Raw genomic sequence first — 22,220 nt, 5'->3', positions numbered from 1 at the left:
TTTGGTATACTTTCCGTATGAAAACATCTGATAGAGTATGCCCCTGCGGTTCGGGCAAAACGTACGGTGAATGCTGCGAGCCGGTCATAAAAGGAACGCGTCTTGCGGCGACGGCCGAAGAACTGATGCGCGCCCGTTATTCCGCGTATGAAAAACATGAAATCGATTTTATCATCAACAGCTGCGAGCACGGCGAGGACGTCAACGAAATCGACCGCGACGCAACCCGCACCTGGAGCGAAGACTCGACATGGCACGGGCTTAAAATCCTGCGGACGGAAAAAGGCACGGCCGCCGACACGGAAGGCGTCGTCGAATTCGAGGCCGTCTACACCCGTAAAGGGCTCCGCGACGTACATCACGAGACCGGCGTCTTCAAGAAAATCGACGGTAAGTGGCTGTATTCAAGCGGCAATCTGAAAACGACGACCGTCGTGCGCGACGGCCGCAAAGTCGGCCGCAACGAGCCGTGTCCGTGCGGTTCCGGTAAAAAATACAAGGCGTGTTGTGGCAGATAAAATCGTAACGGGGTTTCACGCCGTTGAAGAATACGTTCGGCGCGCCGCGGTGCAGGAAAAACAGCCCGCCGCGCTGCAGTTGTTCTACGCTGCGCCCGGACCCCGCGTCAAAAAGATACTGGCCGCCGCAGAAAAAGCCGGCATCCCCTGTAAAAAAACGGAAAGCGGCGAACTGGACAAACTGACGGCTTCTCTGAGCGTTACCGCGCGGGAGCACCGCGGCGTCGTTTTGCGCGTCAGCGGCGCGGCGGAAGAGACTCTGAACAGAATCGATTTCGACGGATACGTCGCGTCCGTTTCCGCACCGGGTGCGGCTGAACGGCAGACGGTCGTCGTCCTTGATTCCGTGACGGATCCGCATAACATCGGAGCTATTCTGCGCAGCTGTGATCAGCTGGGCGTGTCGCTCGCGGTTCTGCCTGAACGCCGCGGCGTTAAAAACGTCGACGGCAGCGAAGTTATCAGCCGGGCGAGTGCGGGTGCGAGCGCTTGGGTTCCGATTTCGATCGCATCGAATTTGGTTCGGGCCGTAGGACAGCTCAAAGCCGCCGGTTTTTGGATTTACGGCGCGGATTCAGGCGGTACGCCCGTGACCGACGTCGATTTTCCGCCGCGAACGGTGCTGATTATGGGAAGCGAAGGCAGCGGTATTTCCCGACTGCTTGCGGAGCAGTGCGATCGGATCGTTTCCATTCCGACGTGCGGTAAGCTCGACAGTTTGAACGTGTCCGTTGCCGCGGGTATTCTGCTGTACGATATATATAGAAAATCTTTGTAATTCCTGCGGAACTGCAGCGTGATTCCTGCGAATGTGCAACCGCCCGCGCTTTGTGCGTGTCTAATAAGTGCAGACAAAGCACACGGAGTCGGTTTTCCGCGGAGCGGCCTGTACTCATTTTATAAAGGAGCATCCATGTCGGAAAAAATTGCAAATCAGGTAAAAGAGGTAAAACAGTCTGCGAAAGCGGAAATCAGCCTCATTCGGGAACGGGCGGCGCGTGAAATCAAGGCGCTTAAAGCCGCCGAATACGCCGCTGCTCGGCCCGCGCAAGCCGAAAAACGAGCGCAGAATGCCGCGCTGCGTGCGGAGCGGAAAGCGGCGGAAGCTGCCATTCCCAAGCGCTATTCAATCGGTGAAGAAATATTCAATTCCGTTACGCACGGTATCGGCGCGGGCCTCGCGGCCGCAGCAATCGTGCTGCTGATTGTCAGGGCGGTCGTGTACGCCCCCGACGACGGAAAAGGGTTTTATATTACCAGTTTTGCCGTTTTCGGCGCGTCGCTGTTCGTGTTATATTTGATGTCCACGCTGTATCACGCGCTGACGCCGTACGGAGCAAAAAAGGTTTTCGCCATTTTCGATCATTCTTCCATTTATTTGCTGATTGCCGGAACGTATACGCCGTTCTGTCTGACCGTGCTGCGCGGTACGATGGGCTGGGTGCTGTTCGCCGTTATTTGGGGGCTCGCCGTTGCGGGAATGACGTTTTACGCCATATTCGGCAGCAGAATGCGCTTATTGTCAGCCGTAACGTACGTGCTGATGGGCTGGCTGGTTGTGGTCGCGTTCAAACCTATGTCCGAAACTCTGCCGTGGCTGAGCCTCGTGCTGCTTATTACCGGCGGCGTTGCGTATACGGTCGGCTGCATTTTTTACGCGCTGAAAAAAATTAAATGGATGCATTCCGTGTGGCATCTGTTCGTGATTGCCGGCAGCGCGTTTCATTTTTTCTCAGTCTATTATTCCATTCCGGTATAAAATTATCGGTTTAGTCGCATTTTTTTTTAGCGGCAGCATTGAATTTTCCCGATAAACTGCTATACTAATAGCATAAAGTTTTGTGTAGAGGAATATCATGTCTGTACAAGTATCGGTGCCCCGGTTGTCCCGAAGCGTATTCGTTCTTAATTTGTTCATTTATTATGCCCCGCTGGTAGCTTTCGTTTTTCAGATTTTATATACGAAAAGCCTCAGCGGAGCCGCCGTTCGGCAGTTTTTCGGCTCTCCGATTTTTATCACGTTTCTGCTGACGTCGATTGCCGTTCCGCTCGTGTTGTATTGTGTGTGCATTCGGCGTATCCGGCAGTACGACGGTTCGTCGGCTTCCCTGAAGAAGGCGAATGAAACGGCGCAGTTGTATCCGAAGCTTTCAATGTATTTGCCCATTCTGCTCAATTTGCTGTTTTCCGCTGCCGGCCTTTTGTTTATGGGCGTGTCGGTTCCCGTGTTCACTGCAATCATTCTGCAGTCGTTCGGCAGCGTTTGCCTGTTCAGCCTCTTTTGTTACATCAAGTTTTTGCAGTTGTTTGAAGATTATCTGCAATTTTTACCGCTTGAAAAGCAATATTGTTCAATGCCGCTGATCATCAGATCGTCGTTGGTGGCGTTTTTCAGTTCGGTCAGCGTGCTTTCCGTGGCGATCGCGCCGTTATTCGTTCCCCGCGCCGAATCGGTTTCTACTTTGTATCTTGCCGTTCGGATGTCTTTGCCGCTGGGCTTTATCGGAGTCGTAGTGGCGATTCTCGATTTTTTCACGCAAATGCAGGGAACGTCGCGGCGGCTCAAGGAAATCACCGTGATTGCCGAACGGGTTGCCGTGGGTGATTATTCCATGGAAATGATGAAAGTCCGCAGTCGCGACGAGTTCGGTCTTCTGGTAACGAATCTGAATTATTTTCTGCGGAATACGCAGTCACTGATTCGCGATATCAAAACGGGCGTGGACATTTCGCAGCGTGCGGCGGAAACCCTTTCCGATAATATCAAGGAATCGGACAGTCGGGTGCAGCAGGTGGTGAATTCGGTGTCGACGGTAAAAGTCGAGATGATCAATCAGGCCGCGGGCGTTGAGCAGACGCAGGCGACGATCAATCAGATTTCGGGAACGATAGAATCGCTGAATACGAGCATCGAGTCGCAAGTTGCGAGCGTTGCCCAGGCTTCAGCCGCGATCGAACAGATGGTCGCAAACATCCGGTCCGTAACGGACATTCTTGCAAAAAATACGAAGTCGGTTGACGATTTGGATACGGCGGCTCTTGAGGGCCAGAAAACGGTCGAGGGTGCGGTAAACGTGTCCCGCCGCATTTACGAAGAATCGGAAGGGCTGATCGAGGCGAGTTCGATTATCAAGCATATCGCGGAGCAGACGAATATGCTCGCGATGAACGCAGCAATCGAAGCGGCGCACGCGGGGGAAGCCGGAAAGGGATTCGCCGTCGTTGCCGACGAAATCAGAAAATTGGCCGAAGATTCGAGCGCGCAGAGTTTGATGATAACCTCCCGCCTGAAAGATTTGGGAGCGTCGATCGGTGCGGTATCCGCCAATACACAGGACGTGCAAAAACAATTCCTGATGATTTTCGAGTTGGCTCAGTCGGTCAAAAATCAGGAAGAAGTCATCATGAGTGCGATGAAAGAACAGAATACCGGCAGTTCTCAAGTACTCGGCGCGATGAAAACTATCAAGGAAATTACGCAGTCGGTAAAAGACGGCGCTTCGCTGATGCTGCAGGGCAGCCGGGAAGTGTCCGTGGAAATGAAAAAACTTGCCGAAGTGACCGAAATCATCAATACGTCCATGGGAACGATGGCGAGCGACACCGGTTTTATTACGCAGGCGCTTGGTCTCGTTACCGACTCGGCCGCGCAGAATTCCGGTGTCGTGAATAATCTGAATGAGAAAGTCGATAAATTTAAACTGTAACGGCGGGCCGCTCCGTGTATCCGCCTGAAATTTCCGGTTTACCGATTTTTCCGTTTTTGGACGACATCGCCGCTCGGCTCGAGTCGTCCGCTTCCCGTTTTCTGATACTGACGGCGGAAACGGCTGCCGGAAAGTCGACGGCGGTGCCGTTCGCGCTGCTCGATCATTTTCCGGGAAAAATCGTGCTGCTTGAACCGCGACGGCTTGCAGTCAGCGCGGTCGCGTCGCGCGTCGCCCCGCTGCTGGGGGAACAGCCTGGAGAAACTGCCGGCTACCGGCTCCGTTTTGAAACCAAAATTTCCGGGCGTACCCGTTTTGAGGTTTTGACCGAGGCGATCCTGATCAATATGCTGCAAGCCGATCCGTCGCTCGAAGGTGTTTCCGTGGTCGTGATAGACGAATTCCACGAACGGAGTGTGCACGCCGATCTTGCGCTGACTTTTCTGAAGGAAGCGATGCTGCTGCGCGACGATTTGTTCGTGCTGGTAATGTCGGCGACGATTAACGTTGAAAAGCTGTCCCTTTTTCTGGAACCCACGCTTCCCGCGCCCGTTCTGTCCGTTCCCGGCCGGCGATTTCCGGTGAAAATTGAATATGCAGGAGCGCGAAGCGCCGCCGCAGCCGTTATGGACGAACTGAGCGGAACTGCGGAAAATACGAAATCCGGAGCGGGCACGCCGTCGGACGGCGCCGTGCTGGTGTTCCTGCCGGGAATAGCCGACATCCGGCGCTGTGCGCGGGAACTTGCCGCCGCCGGTGCGGAGCGTTTTGCCGAAATTCTCATACTGCACAGTTCAGTTCCGTTCGACGAACAGCGGGCGGTACTCGATCCCGGTACGGGGGTACCTGAAAAGCGCCGGGTCATTCTTTCTTCTGCAATAGCCGAAACTTCTCTTACCGTTCCCGACGTTACCGTCGTCGTAGACAGCGGTTTGTCAAGAATCAGCCGGTTCGATCCGCGTTCCGGCATGGGACGGCTTTCGACCGAACCCGAAAGCGCGTTTTCTGCGGAGCAGCGCGCCGGACGCGCCGGAAGGCTTCGCGCGGGACGGTGCGTGCGTTTATGGAACGAACATGAAGTGCGCGTGACTGAAACGCCGCCCGAAATACTGCGGACCGACTTGATGCCGGTCGTGCTCGAATGCGCGCAGTGGGGCGTAACGGACGCAGCGTCCCTTTCCTGGCTCGACACGCCGCCGTCCGGTGCCTGGAACGCCGCCCGCGATCTGCTCCAAACGATGGAATGTCTTGACGAATCGTTCCGTATTACGTCTAAAGGGCGGGCGGCTTTAAAATTGGGCGTACATCCGCGGATTGCGTGCACGGCGCTGAGCGGAGGCCGTGAAGCAATCGCTGCCGCCGTTTCGTATGCCGGACTGGACGAACGCGCCGTTGCCGAAAAAAGACGGCTTGCGCTCGATTTGGAACGGCGGCTCAAAACGTGCGGATATCCGGTTCCCGCCGCGCCCGCTTACGGAATCGAGGCGGCGCTGCTTGCAGGGTTTCCCGACAGATTATGCGCTTCACTCGGCGGCGGAACGTATCGGTTTCCGTCGGGCCGCGTCGCGTCGCTTTCCGACGACGAATGCAGACAGCACGCCGTTTTTCCCGCCTGGATCGTAGCGCCCGACGCCGACGCGGGTGAACGCACCGGCCGCATTTACGCGTGGCATCCGCTTCCGGCCGATTTTGCCGAAGCGTGGCTCGCGAACCGCGCGCGCGTCGAGTATGAAGTCGAATTTGAAGAGCGCGGAAAAGGTTCCGTCCGCAAAGTCAGAAAAACCGAATACGTCCGCTACGGCAAACTGGAACTTTCAAGCCGCCGCGTCGAAACCGAACCTGCGGACGCCGCTGCCGCCGTGTGCGGCGCCGTGCGCAAAAACGGATTGGAAACGCTGCCGTGGAACGACGCGGCTCGTTCGTTTCTGCTGCGCGTTCGGTTTCTTGAAGCCCGCGCGCCGGATCGTCCCGCCGCGGACGGAGAACGAGGGGCGTTTTCCGACGAAGCGCTGCTTGCTTCTTTGGAGCGGTGGCTCGTTCCGTTCCTGCCGCCCGACGGAACGGTAACGGCGGAACTGCTGTACGACGCACTGTATTGGTATTGCGGCGGCGCGGCGGTGGACAAAGCGGTGCCGGTTCTGCTGACGCTCGCGAACGGGAAAAAACGGAAGCTGCGGTACGAACGCATCGCGGGAACCGTTACGCCGGTGCTTGAAGCGGTCGTGCAGGAATTGTTCGGCTGTTTTGAAACGCCGCTCGTTTCGGGCGAACCGGTGCTGCTCAGGCTGCTTTCTCCGGCGCGCCGCCCGCTGCAGGTTACGCGTGATCTTGCCGGGTTTTGGGAAAACACCTGGCCCGACGTCTGCAAGGAGATGAAAGGGCGGTATCCCAAACATAACTGGGATTACCGCCGCTTTGAATAACGGTATTTTCGTTCCGGCGGGCGTTTACGCTGCGGATTACAATTTAAAGCCGAGACCGATTGCCGGAACGACGGATACGGCCGATTTTACCGTTTCATTTTTGGAAAGTACCAGAAAATCGTAGGCGATTTGGCATTTTACCGTAAGATATACGGGGCGGGCAAAGAACAGGTTTACCGCGGCGCTGCCGCCCAAACCCAGATATACGTCCGAGCGGGAGGATGAGGCACCTTTCGTCTGATAGCGGTCGAATCTGAGGTGTCCGCCGAACGTTACCGGAATCTCGATTACCGAACCGGATACGACGTTGAACACGGCGCCGAGCAGCGCGTCGAACGAATGATAGGAATCGTACGCGTCTTTGGCGGATATCCGTTCGGAAACGTTTCCGCGGTTCGATTTTATTTCCGATTCCGCGTTGAGCGGAAACTGCATGTTCAGGAACAAGCCGAAGCCGACGGCCGTGGCTTCGTTCATATTGATGTAATTGATTCCCGCCGACGGACCTGCCAAAAAGCGTTCGGTGTTGGCGGTAACGTTGTATCCGCCGGTGGTAACTTTTTCTTCTCCGAACGAAGACTGCACCGGATAGCCGCCGGTCGCTTCGATTCTGCCGGACGCAAAGGCTGCGGCGGACAGTATACAGAAAGTCATTCCCGCTAAAAACAATGTACGCATGTATTCTCCTATTGAAAAAGCCCGTTCGTATTGCCATTATAGCACGATTTTCGGCAGAAAAAACGATTTTCAGGATATTTTTTCGTTCGGAACGTTCCGTTCGGTATGCTTGCGGAAAGGCGTCTTTTCGGATATTCTATAACGTATGGCATATGAAGTAACTGCAACCCGGCGCCGTCCGCAGCGGTTCGACGATTTGGTCGGACAGGAATTCGTTGCGGCAACGCTCAAAAACGCAATACAATCGGGTAAAATAGCTCACGCGTATCTGTTCGCGGGTCCGCGCGGCTGCGGAAAAACATCGTCGGCCCGCATCCTTGCGAAAGCTCTGAACTGCGAGAAAGGACCCGCCGCCGTTCCGTGCGGAGAGTGCGCGGCGTGCCGTGAAATTACGCGCGGTTCGAGTCTGGACGTTATCGAAATAGACGGTGCGTCGAACACCAGTGTAAACGACGTGCGCCAGATCAAGGACGAAGTGCTGTTCCCGCCGAATTCGTGCCGGTATAAGATTTACATCATAGACGAAGTGCATATGCTTTCTACGAGCGCGTTCAACGCGCTGCTGAAAACGATAGAAGAGCCGCCGCCGTACGTCATTTTCATTTTTGCGACGACGGAATTGCATAAGGTGCCCGCGACGATTAAAAGCCGGTGCCAACAGTTTCATTTCCGATTGGTGGCCGTGGAGCAGATAAAAGAACTGCTGGCGCAGGCGGCGGCGGAGATACAGGTGCAGGCGGACGACGAGGCGCTGTATTGGATTGCACGCGAGTCGACCGGCAGTATCCGCGACGCGTACACGCTGTTCGATCAGGTGTCGTCCTTTTCCGACGGGCATATTACGTTTGACAAAATCAGGGAAAAGCTCGGCTTGGTGGGTGTCGACCGGCTCAACGGATTATGTGAAATCTGCGTTGCCGCGGATGCATCGGCGGCGATAGAACGGCTTGACGAAATACTGCAAAGCGGCGTTTCAATAGAACAATTCATTTCAAACGTTGCCGATTACGTGCGGAGTCTGCTGCTCATAAAAACGGGCATTACCAAAGAAGCGCTGCTCGGGCAGTCTGCGGAACGTTATTCGCAGGCGGTGCTGGCGGCGTGGAATCAGGTGCAGCTTGAACGCGCGCTTTCGCTGTTTTTGAATTTATACCGGGACATACGTTATTCCCTGAATCCGCGTTACGAGACGGAACTCGCCGTTACGCGTTTGTGCGGTTTGACCTCGTTCGTTTCCTCGGCGGAGGTGAAAGCTGCGATCGAGACGGCGCGCATCGCGCTGACCGGATCGTCCGGGGGAAGTGCCGGCACTCAGCCGGCAAACACGGCGGCTGGTTCGGCAAACTTCGGCGGACAGCCGGCAAACGCGGCAGCCGGTTCGGCAAACTTCGGCGGTCTGCCGGCAAGTTCGGCGGCCGGTTCGGCAAACTTCGGCGGTCAGCCGGCAAACTTCGGCGGTCTGCCGGCAAGTTCGGCAGCTCCGAACGTATCCGCGCTGAACGCGCCCATACCGAATACGGCTGCGGCTGCGGCGCCTAATCCGAACGTTCCGCGTTTTTCGGTATTCGGACAGGGCGGAGGTGAACAGCGCCCTTTAGCTGATGGCGGAGCCGTGCCGCCTGAACCCCGGCGCGAAACTCAGCCGCTGCGTTCCGACGTGGCGGAATCGATGAAGGATCGGCATGACGCTGCCTTGCAGCAGCCTGAACCCGAATTTCCGGCGCAGATGCAGAATCAGACGCAGGTGGGTTCGCCGTCAGCCGGGCAAACCGTGCCGGGAAACTCACCGCTGCCGGGCAACGTGCCTGCTGAAGCGGCTGAACCTGCTGAACCGGCAATTCCGCTCGGTGAACTGCGGGAACTGGTGATCCGGGAGCTGTCCGTTTCAAACGCGCTGACCGCTTCGGCCCTTATGGATACGCAGCCGTGGGTTTTGGACGGATCGGTCATACGCGCGGGCGTCGCCGGTTCTTTTATGTTCAATCAGTTGCGCAAAGACGCGGCGCTGATTGCCGAACTCATTTCCGCCTTCTATAAGAGAACCGTTCTGTTTGAGCCTGAAGCGTACGTACCTGAAGTAAAAGAAGAAGAAAACGTTATTCCCGAACAGGTTGAAGCCGTGTGCAGAATGTTTAAAGGATCTATCGTAGGAGTAAAAAAATGAATATGAATCCGTTCGAACTGCTGAAAAACGCGCAGAGCATGAAAGAACAATTTGCAAAAATTCAGGAAGAATTGAAGCTGATAGAAGTAACCGGCTCGGCGGGCGGCGGAATCGTAAAAGTAACGGTGAACGGTCAATTCGAGACGCAGCGGGTGGAACTTGATCCTATTGCCGTCGATCCGCGCGATATTCCGATGCTGCAAGATTTGATTACGGCGGCGAGCCGGGACGCGGTGAGCCGCGTTCAGGATGCAGTCAAAGACAAACTCGGCCCTCTGGCGAACGGATTGAATATTCCCGGCTTGAATCTGTAGAGGCTTTTATGAATGCGCTTGAAGAGTTGACGGAATCCTTTTCCCGGCTTCCGGGGATCGGAAAAAAAAGTGCGTCCCGGATATCCAATTATCTGCTCAAAGCGGACCGCGGATTCATGCTGCGTTTTGCCCAGCAGATAGCGGTGCTTCAGGATAAAATAAAACCGTGTTCCGTGTGCGGCTCGTATACGGAAGAAGATCCGTGTGCGATTTGTTCGGATCCGCTGCGGGAGCGAAATTTGCTGTGTGTGGTTGAACAGCCGCAGGACGTGCAGACCATAGAAGCGTCGCGCGAGTTCCGCGGCTTGTTTCACGTACTCGGCGGTGTGATCGCGCCGCTCGACGGCGTGGGGCCGGAACAGCTTTCGATCGGAAAGCTGATGGAACGCCTCGGCGACGGTTCCGTTACCGAAGTTATCATCGCAACGAACCCGACGGTTGAAGGCGACACGACGGCGCTGTATTTACAGAAACTGCTGGCCAAAACCGGCGTAACCGTAACGCGCCTTGCGTCGGGATTGCCGGTCGGCGGTGATCTTGAATACGCCGACCGATTGACGCTCGCCCGCAGCTTTCGCGGACGGGCGGCGTTTTAAATTCCCGTTTTATTTGAGCAGACTCAGGACGCTCTGCGTGGACTGATTCGCCTGCGCGAGCATCGCCGTACCGGCCTGCTGCAGCACCTGATTTTTGGTAAAATCGACCATTTCCTTGGCCATGTCCGTGTCGCGAATGCGCGATTCGGCGGCCTGAAGGTTTTCGGAGCCGATGCTCAAGCCGGTAACCGTATATTCGAGGCGATTCTGATACGCACCCAGATCCGCTCGCTGTTTGTTGATCGTTTTAAGCGCTTCGTCGAGCGTACCGATCGCGCGGTTTGCGCTGTCGGGTGATTCCAGGGAAATGATGGATTCGTCGCCGAAATTGCGCAGGTTCAGCGCGGTCGCCGTCATGGTGCCGATGAACACCTGCGAACGCTGATCCATATTCGCGCCGATGTGCAGCCACATTGAAGCGGTAACCGTGTTGTCTCCCGCCTGCCGGGCGAACCGTCCGGTGAGCATGTTCATACCGTTGAACTGCGCGGTGCTCGCGATGCGGTCGACTTCCGCAACGAGCGAGGAAACTTCAACTTGGATCTGCATACGGTCTTCGTCCGTATAAATACCGTTCGACGACTGGACGGCAAGTTCGCGAATACGCTGTACGATGTCAGTTGTTTCCTGCAGGTATCCTTCGGTCGTCTGAATAAAAGAAATACCGTTCTGTGCGTTGGTCGCGGCTTGATTCAAACCGCGAACCTGACTGCGCATTTTTTCAGATACGGCAAGTCCCGACGCGTCGTCACCGGCGCGGTTGATCTTCATGCCTGAAGAAAGTTTTTCCATGTTTTTCTGCGTTGCGCCGTTCGTTGCGTTCGTCGTGCGCTGTGAAAACATAGCGCTCATGTTGTGATTTATGACCATCGTATTCTCCCATTTATCCAGTCAGTCGGAACTGTCTGCGTTATTCGCTTCAGGTATTTGCCTGATATTTAACTATCGGAGATCCGTGGCAAGACTTTACGGTTTTTTATGACATTCGGTGCATCCGGTGATGCGGACGTGATGCTTTCCGCCGGTGCGCGAATACAGTTTGGCAATAAGCCAGCCGTCCGGCGGTACCCGTTTTCCGCACACGGGACACGTCCGGCGCACGTCCGGTTCGCACGCCGGGTAGCAGTGCGGGCAGCCGAGGACGGTGCAGCGCTGTTCGCCGTCGCCGGCTTTTTCAATTTCGCGGAATACTCTTGAAACGAGATTTTCTCCGCGCGCGAGGCGCGTTCCGCAGAGCGGACACGTAGCGGAACCGGATTCTTGAGGGCTGCTTGCCGCATCGCTCCGCCGGGAAGCGGATCGCGGTGCCGCCGCTTCGTAATCGTGCGGAACGGGTTTTTTCCAGCGGATATACAAACGGTACGCCGCCGCGAACAGCACGACTGCCGCGGCGATTCCGATGACGGTTAACAAATCCTGCATGACGGGCAAGCGCGGCGCTTATTTCATGAAGCGTTTTATCAGATTCAGGTTTCCGGTGTAGGGCGGATACCGGAACGGAACGTCGATGCGTACGGATTTTGACAACACGCTTTTGTAATGCGTGAACGTGTCGAATCCGGCTTTGCCGTGATAACTGCCGATGCCGCTGTTGCCGGTGCCGCCGAACGGCAGATACGAAGACGTCAAATGCATGATCGTGTCGTTCACGCAGCCGCCGCCGAACCTGACGCTGCGCAGTACGTATTTTTCGGCTTTTACGTCGCCGGTAAACAGGTAGAGCGCCAGCGGTTCCGGCCGTTCCCTGATGAACGAAACCGCTTCTTCAATGGAGGCGACGCTCAAGACGGGCAGCACCGGCCCGAATATTTCTTCACTCATGACCGGCGAATCGGGTGCCGGGCCGTCGAGTACGACCGGCGCTATTTTCCGTTCGGCATCGTTGAACGCCGTTTCCGCAGAATCGTCCGCACCGTCTGCGCGCAGTACCGTGCCGTTTGCCGGATCGGAGCCGTCGCAGAACGCGGCGAGCCGCCGGTAATGTTTTTCGTTTATGATGTTCGGATAATAGTCGCAGTGCGCCGGATCGGAACCGTAAAACGCGGTGATTTGGCGGCGCAGCGCGGCGATGAGTGCGTCTTTAACCGATTCGTGGGCAAGGACGTAGTCGGGGGCGACGCACGTCTGCCCGGCGTTGAGCAATTTGCCCCAGACGATACGTTTTGCGGCGAGTTCGACGGAGGCGGACGCGTCCACGATGCACGGGCTTTTGCCGCCGAGTTCCAAGCTGACCGGCGTTAAATGCGCGGCGGCGGCTTGCATGACGATTTTACCCACGGAAGGGCTGCCGGTAAAGAAAATATAGTCGAATTTCAGCTCGAGCAGCGACGCGTTCGCCTCCCGCCCGCCGGTAACGACGGCGACGTATTCGGGCGGAAACACGTCGTTCAGCAGGGATTCGACGACGGCGGACACGGACGGGGAATAATTCGACGGTTTTACGATCGCGCAGTTTCCGGCGCACAGCGCCGCCGCAAGCGGTGCCAGTGCGAGCTGAAACGGATAGTTCCAGGGCGCCATGACGAGGACGCAGCCGAACGGTTCGGGGTAGACGACGCTTTCGGACGGAAAATTGATAAGCGGTGTTTTGACTTTCCGCGGTTTTGCCCAGGAGCGCAGATGTTTGAGCATAAAGGAAAGCTCTTCCTGCACCATCGCGATTTCGGTCGAATAGGCTTCAAACGATGATTTGCCCAAATCCCGGCGCAATGCGTCGAGGATATCCTGTTCGCGCTCGGTGATGCCGTTTTTTAACGCCAGTAATTGCTTGCGGCGGAAAACGATATCTTTCGTGATGTTCGAGGCGAAAAACGCGCGCTGGCTTTCCAGTACGGCTGAAACGGTTTGACTGTCCATGCGTACAGTATACTTCAAGATCCGGGATAAGACAATCGGTTCGCACAGCGCGCGCCGTGTATGGAGTTGCGCCGTGTATGGAGTTGCGGCGTTACGCGCCGAAGATTTCGGTCCGGTGCAGCGTTCCCAGCGCGGCGAGGTCGTGCGCCAGTGTGTGTCCGTTTTCAGCAGTCGCTTCGCAGGGAAAAGCCGCGGCCGTGCGGCTGCGGTAGTCTTTCAGATCGATCAAAAATCGGTTCATCGAAAAATGCTGAAACACGAACACGTGCCGCCACGCGTCGCTCGTCTCCGTATCGGTACGGTACGCGCCGTGCAGTTCGTCTCGGTACGGCAAAAAGATGCCGTTGCCTTTGAGTTCCGCGTATCCGACGAGCCACAGTGCGCACGTTTCACCCGGTGCGGCCGCGGAGCACAGGGTTTGATGCAGCCGGGCGGTGCTGCGCGCCATCCACAACTGGCTTTCGAGCAGCAGCTGCGTTATTTCCGGCGAACCGTGTTTGCGCACGTATTTCAGATGCGCCGTTTTTGCGGTGTGAACCGGCGTTTTATTTAATATGACGACGTTTTTGCGGAAGTCGATGCGCAGCTCCGGTTCCCGGCGGAAAAAACCGTCGGCAATTTTGCCCGATTGCCCCACCAGGTAGCGTCTGTTTTGGGCGCGCTGCTCGTCTTTTCCCGGATTGTCGCCGATGACGATGAGGCGAATGTCGTCCTGCGCGGTAACTTCATCGAGCGCCGTGTTGTATACGACGGCCGTTTCAAGCGGATACGACGGCGTGTCCGCTGCCGCGGCCGCGGCTTGCAGCGGCTGCAGTGCCGTTTGAAATCGTTCGTTCCAGACGGCGCACTGCGTTTTGAACTCGCTGCGGAAGCAGGCAAAACTGTTCCATTGTGTTTCGGTCATACGGCGCGCTCCATGACGATTCCGTCGGAAGGGCTGCCGCCGTCCGGTGCGGGGAAAAAGCCCGCAAACCGCGCCGTTTCGGTAAAGCCCGCCTGCGTGTAGATACGGCGCGCGCTTTTCCACGCTTCATTGACCAGCAGTGCGATCGCGGAAACGGCAGCCTTTTCGGGATCGCCGCGGCTGCAGAAATCGCATATCGTTCGGCAGGCAGTGTTGAACAGATACGTTCCCAACCCGGTACCGCGGTGCGACGGGAGTATCCCCATGGATGAAACGTACAGCACGCTGCCGTCCGGTTCGTGGCTGGCGGCGGCGGAATGTCCCAGCTCGAAAAACGCGCGTTCCATACGGACGTTCCGCCATCGTTCCGACGCGAAATAGCCGCAGACTGTTCCGCCGTCGTCTTCCAGCAGCAAAAAGCCGTCGGGAAATACGGCGATGCGTTCGGCGAACGTCGTTTCCGTTTCGCAGACGGCGGGAATAAACGCGCTTCGTTCTATTTTCATGATAACGCCGATGTCGGTCGGTTTCGCCTTCCGTAGTTTCATTTTTGCATCGCCGCTTTTGAATCCGTGATTCGGTACGTTACGCGAACCGGAGCACCGGGAAATTGTTCCTGGTCTTTCTTTCCGACGGAAAAAAACGCCATGACGCCGGTTCCGCCGTCAAATCCGGAAGGAACGGTTATCGATGCGGTTTTCGTTCCGTTGATGAACAAATCGTACCCGGCAGACGTTTCGGCGATTTTCAGCGTGTTGATGCTGTCGTAGCCGCTTTTGATTGCGGCGGACGGGTACAGGTACGCGGTGTTTTCAGGTTGTGCTTCGATCAGATCGGTATACGTGCGGCCGTCGTACGCGTATGCGGCGTATTCACCCGCAGTGTTGATTTCAAAGCGGATATAATTTGACAATCGCCCTTTCTCATCCGCCGTATAGGAGAATACGAAGCCGAAGGCGCTTTTTTCGTATCCGCCGGTTTTATTGAATTCGCCTTGGATCATGGAAAAAGAGCCCAGTTCCGGCGTGGTAAAAAAGTAGCCGAGCTGCGACTCGTCAGAAAACGAATTTTCGGCCCAGTCGGTCGTAAAGGTGGAAAGCAGAACCTGTTCGCCGCCGACGGGAACTTCGGTACTTTTGCAGGAATAAAGCGACAGCAGGCCCGCCGCAAGAATGCAAATAGGTAGCGTATTTCTTTTCAACATAGGGAAAACTCCTGTATATCGTTGCCGTACTACCGGTACTGTAACACAGTCGCCGCCGTTCTGCAAGGCGCTTTTCCCGACCAGCCGCGTGCTGCGTATATGTTCCGCGGCTCCACGTTTCGCGCCGCGCAGAGGACACGCCCGCGCAATGGACGCTATTCGGCGTGTTTGGGATAGACGGTACGGCACCGTTCGGACAAAACTTAAAATTCTCCATTTTCATTAAAAAAATCAGGCTTAAATAAAAAAGCTGATATTATTCAAAATAAAATAATTTTTAAGTTGAATTCGTGGCATTTGTATTATACACTTAGCAAATACGTATTTTATGCATATTTAGCGTAAATGGCATGAACTGCGAAAAAACGTTGCTCATCATCGGAGGTTGTTTTATGAAGAAAAATGTGTGCACTATGCTGCCCTTTCTGTTTTTTGCCGCGCTAGCCGGCGTTATCCTGACGGGATGTCCGTCTCCGGCGGATCCCAAGCCGGTGGTAACGTATACCCTGACGTTTAATAGTGACGACGGCAGTTCGGTTTCGGCACAAACGGTTGAATCGGGGGCTCGGGCCGAGAAACCTGCCTCTCCCCGAAAAGACGGTTGGCATTTCGGCGGATGGCTGACCGATGACGGGCAGGCCTATGATTTTTCCCTGCCGGTTTCCGGTAATATAACATTAAAAGCGAATTGGCAAGTTGTCGTAACGTTCGATGCAAACGGCGGAACGCTGAAAAGTTCTGCGGATGTTACAAAAGAATCTTACTTTGATAAAGGCGCCCCTTTTTCCGCTCCTGAAGTGGAACAGACTGCTGCCGGAAAAACGTACCACATTTTGGGATGGTCGGAAAAACAAACCGCAACGGAAGCCAGTTTTTCGGATGATAGATTCGATCTTACAAGTGGTTCCGCCACTTCACCGGTAACTCTGTACGCGGTATGGACTGAAAAAGATGTGTTTACCGTTTCTTTCGATGTTAACGGCGGAAAGGAAAAGTTTTCGTCTGTCTCTGCGATAAGCGGTAAAACGATTGACAAACCGTCCGGAACACCTTCATTACTCTTTCATTATTTCAGATTTTGGTCTGAAGATAAAAAAACGGAATACGATTTTTCATCTTCGGTAACAAAATCTCTTACGTTGTATGCGTTGTGGAGTCCGAAACTGTATAGCCTCAAAAACGTTTCAAACGATTCTCTTACCGTCGAGTATTTGTCGTCGTCTCCGAACGTGTCCGACGGATGCATTACCGCGACGTACACGACGGCGACAAATCCTGCTGATTCGCAGCCGCTGGCTCTTACGTATAAAAGTCAAAGTGGTTCATTTGTTACGTATACGTTTCCGGCATTTGACTCCGCAGCGTTGGAAACCTATACAATTTCAGTAACAAACGGATATGAAACTAAAACAAATACTTTGAAAGTCGTACTGCCGGCTCCGGTTTCCGGCTTGAGCGCTTCTGCGGAGGATTCAAAGATCGTATTGTCATGGGTGAAACCTGATGGGTTTTCTTCCTTTGATGTTGAATGTAAAGCCGGTGATTCCGTCGTGTATACGGCTACCGTATCAGGAGCATCGGCTTCGATATACGGACTCACCAATAATACCGAGTATACGTTCAAAGTAACGACGACCGGAACGGATAAATCGGTTTCCGTTTCCGCGACTCCTAAAATAACAAGAAAAACGTCGGACTGGCTTTTCCTGCTTTATATGGACGGAGACAACAACCTGAACGATCCGATTTTTCTCGATTTAAATGAAGTAGAATACGGTTTGTATAATATACGGAAGGCGGACGGCTCTGCAGAAACGGGATACGGTTCCGTAAACGTTGTCAGTTTATGGGACGGTTTTGCCGGCGACGCTCAGACGACGCCGCAAATCGGAAAGTCCGGCAGCTATCTGTATGAATTGGGAACCGATGATTCCAATGAAAACACATATATCGATTCCCGCGGATGCGTACTTTCTTCCGATACAAAAAATCTTTCCTATACGGCAGATTGGGTAGTTCCGCGAGGCAGCAATATTGCGGACGTAACGGCTCTTTCTTGCGGTGAAGTCAATATGGGCGATAAGCAAACGCTCATAAACTTTCTTCAGTGGGCACAAGAGCGATACGACGCAAAGAACGTCGTGCTGCAATTTTCGAATCACGGCGGCGGTCCGCGCAGCGCACCGGTAACCGCGACGCTTGAAGACGGCAGCACGATTGTACTGAACAGAGATTTCGGTCGGAAAGCGTTGTGCTGGGACGAAGGCAGTGCGAGCGCGTTCCTTAAAACGAAAGACGTTTCCGAGGCGCTTGCCGCCGCCGGTTACGGTACGACGAATAAACTCGGTATGATCCTGATGGACGTTTGTTTGGGCGCTTCCATTGAAGATTCGTATCAGTTTAAGGATTACGCGGAGTATTTTGCAGCTTCGCCGAACAATATTCCCGGTATGGGAATGGATTACGTTGCCATGATGAAATCCTGCACCGCTTCGGCAACGCTTGAAAGCATGGGGACCCAAATGGTAGCCGATTATAAGACTTCTTATAAACTGAGCGGTTCCGAATGGGGTACAATGATTTCAACTGCAGGTCTGACCAGCGGTGCAATGAATGAAAACTTAGAAAAAGTCATGTGGCTTTCCCATCTCGGTATCCCGACTTTTTCGTTTATCGATTTGACGAAAATCGACGCGGTAAAAACGTCCGTTGATTCGCTTGCAACGTTGCTGCTGAGCAATATGACGAAAGTTTTTGACGGAGTGTATTTCGATAAGGTAGAAAATACGTACGTATCGACCGCAAATGAAAATACCGAACCGGTAACGTATTTGGAGGTATTGAAAGATTACGTTCGATTCAGCGGATTTTCGGGGAACAGCCTGTATTATCTGGGATCGTTTTCCTGGCTGTTCGATATCGGCTACATGGCAAGCAATATGGAATACGTTTCCGCCGCAACACAGGGTTCCAATAATGTAAACGCCTGGCCGGAACTGAATACGGCGAGTGCCGCGGTGATTACCGCGCTGGACGCTGCCGTCGTTTCATCTTGGCGCGACGCGCCCGCGCCTCCTGCGGCGGAAACGGGATTGTATCCCGTCCTGAACAGGACGGCGAATCCGTTCGGTTTGACAATCAGCGGTGAGACGGTGAATATAAACGGCAGCTCTATACAGCCGGGCGTTATTCCGTCCTTCTATAAAGAGGATCTTGCCTTCGGAGCTGAGTCTTCTTGGGCTGATTTACTTGCGGTATGGTTCGGTAGTTTATAGTATAATACGGAACATCGTAGGGGTTGTCCGAAAAATTAACCGTTTTTCCGGCAGCCCTGTACTTTTTACGTTAAATCGATTCCGTATGTTTTAAGGAAACTGCACATGAAATATTCATCGTATATAGCCGTGCCGGGTGTCTGCGCGATATGCGCGTTTTTATGTTTTTCGGGATGTCAATCCGATAAAAACGGGAACAAAGGAACGGAAACGGCTGTCTCCGTGCAGACCGTTACGGCTGCGTCAGGAAGCGTTTTGGTGCCGGCTGCTTCGCATTCGTATTTGAATGAAAACAATATAGGTGAAGTTCTCTCCGTTACGGGATTCTTGCGAGGTTCCGACGGCAAGTGGACTTTGCTTGAGAATCCGGAAAGTAAAAGCCGCGTAACGTTCATATTGATAGTTCCCGCTGAACTGGAAGGGTTCTTCAGCACATTAAATGAAGCGAGCGTTACCGTTACCGGTATCCTTACCGAGGCTTCCGCCGTCTGGACAAAAACGCTTGCGGTAACCGCCGTTCAGTGAACCGAGGACACGCCCGCGCGCTGCGTGTATGCTCCACGTTTCGCGCCGCGCAGAGGACACGCCCGCGTAATGGACGCTGCTTGCACAGAGGACGCTATTCGTCGTGTTTGGGATAGACGGTAATACCTAAAATACGCTGTGTCGGAGTTACCGGGCTTCCTGCCAGCAGCGCGGCGGTCGTCTTGGCGGCTTCCGCTCCGGCGGAATCGCGGTGCTGCAGCGTTTCGCTTTTGTTTCGGATAAACTGATCGACGATTTCAAACGCCGTGTCGTAGTCGTTTTTCAGTATTGAAAGTTTTATATCCGTTCCCGCTCCGCCTCCCCACAGTCCGCCGCCTTTAACCAGATTGAAGTGTTCAAATTCCGTAAATGACGGGATGTCCGCACTTTGCAGCAGGCTTTGAATTACCGCACAGTCTCCCTGATAGGAAAGGGTCAAAAACGTTTGGGATTCTTCACCGTTTCGTATCCGCTCGAAGAACTTCGCGGAGAATTGCTCTTTGTCGGCATCGCCCGATTCGTCGGTTGCGGCAGGTTCGCCGACTTCTGTATATGCGGTGCCGGCGGTTTCATTTCCGTTCCCTTCGGTGTTTCGGGCGGAACCGTTCGCGCCGCGCCGTTTTGATACCACTGCGACACACAGTATTGCGGCGATAATGCAGATAAAAAAAGGTATGTTCATACCATGAAGTATAACCTGACGTACGCTTTTTTTTCTATAAAATACGCCGATATTTCTGCGGTATTTTCGGAGACAATGCGTTGACGCGTACATGCGGTGGTATGCGGAACGGATAAGGGCTAAACCGCTTGCCCGTGCGGCAACCTGAAACCTACCGTTTGCCCGTTTTTATGAATTCTATCAGTTTTTCTGCGTCGTCAAAATCGTCGTAGTCGCCGGTTATCCCTTTGCGGTGATAGACGACGCCGTTTTTTTCATTTTCGGCCAGCCGATCCAGCAGCGCGTTTTCTCCGTATCTTTTTACGAACAACGTGAATGCATACGGTTTGATTTTTTTCAGCAATCCTTTCCTGCATTCTTCCGTACAGCTGAAGCAGTGCCCGATATTTTTATCGAGCGAACAGTTCCGGTTTTCGCACCAGTTTTTATCCGGACAGTCTCCCGAATTGCAGCCCGCGCACCGGTCGTTTTCGGTACATAAGCAGCAGGCGAGGCCGCATCTTGCGATTCCCAATTCTCTTTTCACGGCGATTCCTTTGATACATGACATGATACCATATCCGCGGCCTCTGTTCCAGTGTGTCGTGTCGTACTGACGTGGCGGAATATGTTCAGATTTTATAGTGCAGCGCTCAGGTTTACACGGGACATTCGCCGTGTTATTATAAAACATATCAGCAAAGGAGAAATGGTTTATGAAAAAGATTTTTCGAAACGTATTACCGCTGGGCGTGTTTTTGGGGGTGCTGGTTTCGTTTCCGGCACTTTCCGTTTTTGCCGAAGATGTAACGGGGAAAAAGGATGCGTTTAAAATCACCTTTCCGGATACTTATCATATAACGGTTGAAAAAGCCGTTGACAGTGAAGACGCGAAAGAAGTTTTCACTATTGCAAAGAAGGGAAACGATTACTATTTCAGTCAGACGGGAGAATTTCCTGAAGAACAATTCTATATTTTTGAAAACGGACAATGGCGAGATCTTTCCTATTCGTTTGAAGATGCCTGTTTTTACGATTACGGAACGGGTGATGCGGATCCGCGAGACACGCTGATGAACGACGAGTACGATAACAGATATGCGGATCAAATGCTGCTGCGCAAGCTTTGGAAAGAGTTTGACGACGGTTCCATTAAGCGAATGGAAAGAACCGGAAAAACGCTTAAAATAGCGGGCGTCGTTTGCGATGAATATAAGTCATACGGAATTGACGATATCGTGTATTCCGTGTCGTATATTGAACCTCAAACGAAACTGTGTTTAAAACATATCCTTTTCGGTGAAACGGTTACCGTCTGCGTGAAATTTTCAAAAACGGTTTCATGGGGAGCCGGCGGATTGCCTGAAATACCTGCGGCGTGTATTCCGTATTGACTTTTTTCGGCCCTGCCGTGAATTGCCCGATGAGGTATTCACGGGTGTCATCCCGAAGTGTGCTTCACGGGGCATATTGTTTGGGACGTCCTTTGGATATGTACGCAAGGCAAGTCCGCCGGAGCCGAATCGCCGCGGGCTGACGTGTTGCAGACGCGGCGCGTCCGTTTGAATTACTTTGGAGGTATGAATGTTCGGTTTGTATCAGCGTTTTATCGTTATCGTGTTTCTGTTTTTTTTCGGCGGCACGATGGGATGGGTGTTGGAACTGCTGTTCCGGCGGTTCGTTTCCAAAGCGAACCCCGAGCGCAAATGGCTGAATCCCGGATTTCTGACCGGACCGTGTCTGCCGCTGTACGGCTTCGGCGTGGCGGTGCTGTACGTGCTGTCGCTGTTTGAATCGCAGCTGCTGAGCGTGGATAACGGCGGTGTTCTGCATTACGCGTGTATGTTCGCGATTATGGCGCTCGCGATGACGCTGATCGAATATATCGCGGGTATCCTGTTCGTCAAGGGGATGCACATCAAGCTGTGGGATTATTCGGGCGAGTGGGGAAACGTGCAGGGCGTGATCTGTCCCAAATTTACGGTTATTTGGGGCGTACTTTCCGCCGTGTATTACTTTTTTCTGTTTCCGCCGATTCAGCGGCTGGTGATATGGTTTACGGCGCACCCGTGGTTTTCGTTCGTCGTGGGAATAGGTTTCGGACTGTTCATCGTTGACGGTGCGTTTTCGTTCCATTTAGGTACGGTGCTGCGTAAAAAGGCGGCCGAAATTGACCGCTCCGTTCCGATCGATTTTCAGACGCTGCAGCGCAAACTCAAACTTGCCGGCCGCGTCCGGTTTTTTACCGTGCATAACGGCGACTATTTGAGCGAGCGCGTCGATAAGTTTGAAGAATTTATCCGCCGTTCGCCGGCTACTGCTGCACGGCAGCGTACGGAACGATGACGTTCGGGGCGTTGCGGGGCGTTTGCGCACTCGTCCCCGCAGAAGGGGG

At 54.0% G+C, this 22,220-nt stretch carries 21 protein-coding genes; 12 read left to right on the top strand and 9 right to left on the bottom strand.

Translation table 11 applies throughout. The features are described from left to right. The first annotated feature begins 17 nt into the window (after positions 1–17). The 5 genes from TREBR_RS12485 (at position 18) to TREBR_RS12465 (ending at position 6,648) form a co-directional block, all read left to right on the top strand. A complete protein-coding gene (locus TREBR_RS12485; RefSeq protein WP_013759530.1) occupies positions 18–518 on the top strand; it encodes a YchJ family protein in 501 nt (166 codons plus the stop codon). After that, positions 508–1,296, top strand: a complete 789-nt coding sequence (gene rlmB, locus TREBR_RS12480; RefSeq protein WP_013759529.1) for a 23S rRNA (guanosine(2251)-2'-O)-methyltransferase RlmB — start codon at positions 508–510, stop codon at positions 1,294–1,296. Before TREBR_RS12485 ends, rlmB begins: the two co-directional genes overlap by 11 nt. A gap of 300 nt (positions 1,297–1,596) precedes the next feature. Further along, positions 1,597–2,277, top strand: coding sequence for a PAQR family membrane homeostasis protein TrhA (trhA, locus tag TREBR_RS12475; protein WP_052296217.1), 681 nt, complete (start codon positions 1,597–1,599; stop codon positions 2,275–2,277). 97 nt (positions 2,278–2,374) lie between these two features. Beyond that, a complete protein-coding gene (locus tag TREBR_RS12470; protein WP_013759527.1) occupies positions 2,375–4,225 on the top strand; it encodes a methyl-accepting chemotaxis protein in 1,851 nt (616 codons plus the stop codon). 14 nt (positions 4,226–4,239) lie between these two features. Next, complete coding sequence (locus TREBR_RS12465; RefSeq protein ID WP_013759526.1) at positions 4,240–6,648, top strand: ATP-dependent RNA helicase; 2,409 nt, start codon at positions 4,240–4,242, stop codon at positions 6,646–6,648. 36 nt (positions 6,649–6,684) lie between these two features. Here TREBR_RS12465 and TREBR_RS12460 read toward each other — a convergent pair whose 3' ends face one another. Next, a complete protein-coding gene (locus tag TREBR_RS12460) occupies positions 6,685–7,326 on the bottom strand; it encodes a hypothetical protein (RefSeq protein WP_013759525.1) in 642 nt (213 codons plus the stop codon). Positions 7,327–7,471: 145 nt separating this feature from the next. Here TREBR_RS12460 and dnaX point away from each other — a divergent pair, with 145 nt between their 5' ends. From dnaX to recR, 3 genes are read left to right on the top strand one after another with little or no spacing between them, the layout of a single operon-like run. After that, positions 7,472–9,490, top strand: coding sequence for a DNA polymerase III subunit gamma/tau (gene dnaX, locus TREBR_RS12455; protein ID WP_013759524.1), 2,019 nt, complete (start codon positions 7,472–7,474; stop codon positions 9,488–9,490). A 2-nt stretch (positions 9,491–9,492) separates the two neighbouring features. Next, positions 9,493–9,804, top strand: a complete 312-nt coding sequence (locus tag TREBR_RS12450; RefSeq protein WP_342606940.1) for a YbaB/EbfC family nucleoid-associated protein — start codon at positions 9,493–9,495, stop codon at positions 9,802–9,804. Positions 9,805–9,812: 8 nt separating this feature from the next. Continuing rightward, positions 9,813–10,400, top strand: coding sequence for a recombination mediator RecR (gene recR, locus TREBR_RS12445; protein ID WP_013759522.1), 588 nt, complete (start codon positions 9,813–9,815; stop codon positions 10,398–10,400). A 9-nt stretch (positions 10,401–10,409) separates the two neighbouring features. On the opposite strand, the gene TREBR_RS12440 is transcribed toward recR, so the two are convergent. The 6 genes from TREBR_RS12440 to TREBR_RS12415 all read right to left on the bottom strand — a co-directional run bounded on the left by TREBR_RS12440 (position 10,410) and on the right by TREBR_RS12415 (position 15,364). After that, entirely contained in the window at positions 10,410–11,270 is an 861-nt protein-coding gene (locus TREBR_RS12440; RefSeq protein ID WP_013759521.1) for a flagellin N-terminal helical domain-containing protein, read from the bottom strand. A gap of 96 nt (positions 11,271–11,366) precedes the next feature. Next, positions 11,367–11,822, bottom strand: coding sequence for a hypothetical protein (locus tag TREBR_RS12435; RefSeq protein ID WP_013759520.1), 456 nt, complete (start codon positions 11,820–11,822; stop codon positions 11,367–11,369). A gap of 18 nt (positions 11,823–11,840) precedes the next feature. Further along, complete coding sequence (locus tag TREBR_RS12430) at positions 11,841–13,256, bottom strand: aldehyde dehydrogenase (protein ID WP_013759519.1); 1,416 nt, start codon at positions 13,254–13,256, stop codon at positions 11,841–11,843. 91 nt (positions 13,257–13,347) lie between these two features. Further along, complete coding sequence (locus tag TREBR_RS12425; protein ID WP_013759518.1) at positions 13,348–14,160, bottom strand: hypothetical protein; 813 nt, start codon at positions 14,158–14,160, stop codon at positions 13,348–13,350. Further along, complete coding sequence (locus tag TREBR_RS12420; protein WP_013759517.1) at positions 14,157–14,708, bottom strand: GNAT family N-acetyltransferase; 552 nt, start codon at positions 14,706–14,708, stop codon at positions 14,157–14,159. The genes TREBR_RS12425 and TREBR_RS12420 overlap by 4 nt, the downstream gene beginning before the upstream one ends. Further along, on the bottom strand, positions 14,705–15,364 hold the full coding sequence (locus TREBR_RS12415) for a hypothetical protein (RefSeq protein WP_013759516.1): 660 nt from the start codon (positions 15,362–15,364) through the stop codon (positions 14,705–14,707). Before TREBR_RS12415 ends, TREBR_RS12420 begins: the two co-directional genes overlap by 4 nt. 392 nt (positions 15,365–15,756) lie before the next feature. On the opposite strand from TREBR_RS12415, the gene TREBR_RS12410 reads away from it, so the two are divergent. Next, positions 15,757–18,639: a clostripain-related cysteine peptidase gene (locus TREBR_RS12410; protein ID WP_013759515.1), complete on the top strand. Its 2,883-nt coding sequence runs from the start codon at positions 15,757–15,759 to the stop codon at positions 18,637–18,639. Between the two features lie 105 nt (positions 18,640–18,744). Beyond that, positions 18,745–19,164: a hypothetical protein gene (locus TREBR_RS12405; RefSeq protein ID WP_013759514.1), complete on the top strand. Its 420-nt coding sequence runs from the start codon at positions 18,745–18,747 to the stop codon at positions 19,162–19,164. A gap of 94 nt (positions 19,165–19,258) precedes the next feature. Here the strand turns inward: TREBR_RS12405 and TREBR_RS12400 are convergent, their stop codons facing one another. After that, entirely contained in the window at positions 19,259–19,846 is a 588-nt protein-coding gene (locus TREBR_RS12400; RefSeq protein ID WP_013759513.1) for a hypothetical protein, read from the bottom strand. A gap of 151 nt (positions 19,847–19,997) precedes the next feature. Continuing rightward, the gene (locus tag TREBR_RS12395; RefSeq protein WP_013759512.1) at positions 19,998–20,396 is read right to left on the bottom strand and encodes a hypothetical protein; all 399 of its coding nucleotides are present in this window, start codon (positions 20,394–20,396) and stop codon (positions 19,998–20,000) included. Between the two features lie 145 nt (positions 20,397–20,541). On the opposite strand from TREBR_RS12395, the gene TREBR_RS12390 reads away from it, so the two are divergent. Both TREBR_RS12390 and TREBR_RS12385 read left to right on the top strand, forming a co-directional pair. After that, positions 20,542–21,219: a hypothetical protein gene (locus tag TREBR_RS12390; RefSeq protein WP_013759511.1), complete on the top strand. Its 678-nt coding sequence runs from the start codon at positions 20,542–20,544 to the stop codon at positions 21,217–21,219. A gap of 190 nt (positions 21,220–21,409) precedes the next feature. Next, positions 21,410–22,171, top strand: a complete 762-nt coding sequence (locus tag TREBR_RS12385; protein ID WP_013759510.1) for a putative ABC transporter permease — start codon at positions 21,410–21,412, stop codon at positions 22,169–22,171. Positions 22,172–22,220: the final 49 nt, after the last annotated feature.

The sequence above is a fragment of the Treponema brennaborense DSM 12168 genome, from assembly GCF_000212415.1.
GTDB classification, from domain to species: Bacteria; Spirochaetota; Spirochaetia; order Treponematales; family Treponemataceae; genus Treponema_F; species Treponema_F brennaborense.
This window is presented reverse-complemented; position numbering and strand designations above follow the sequence as displayed.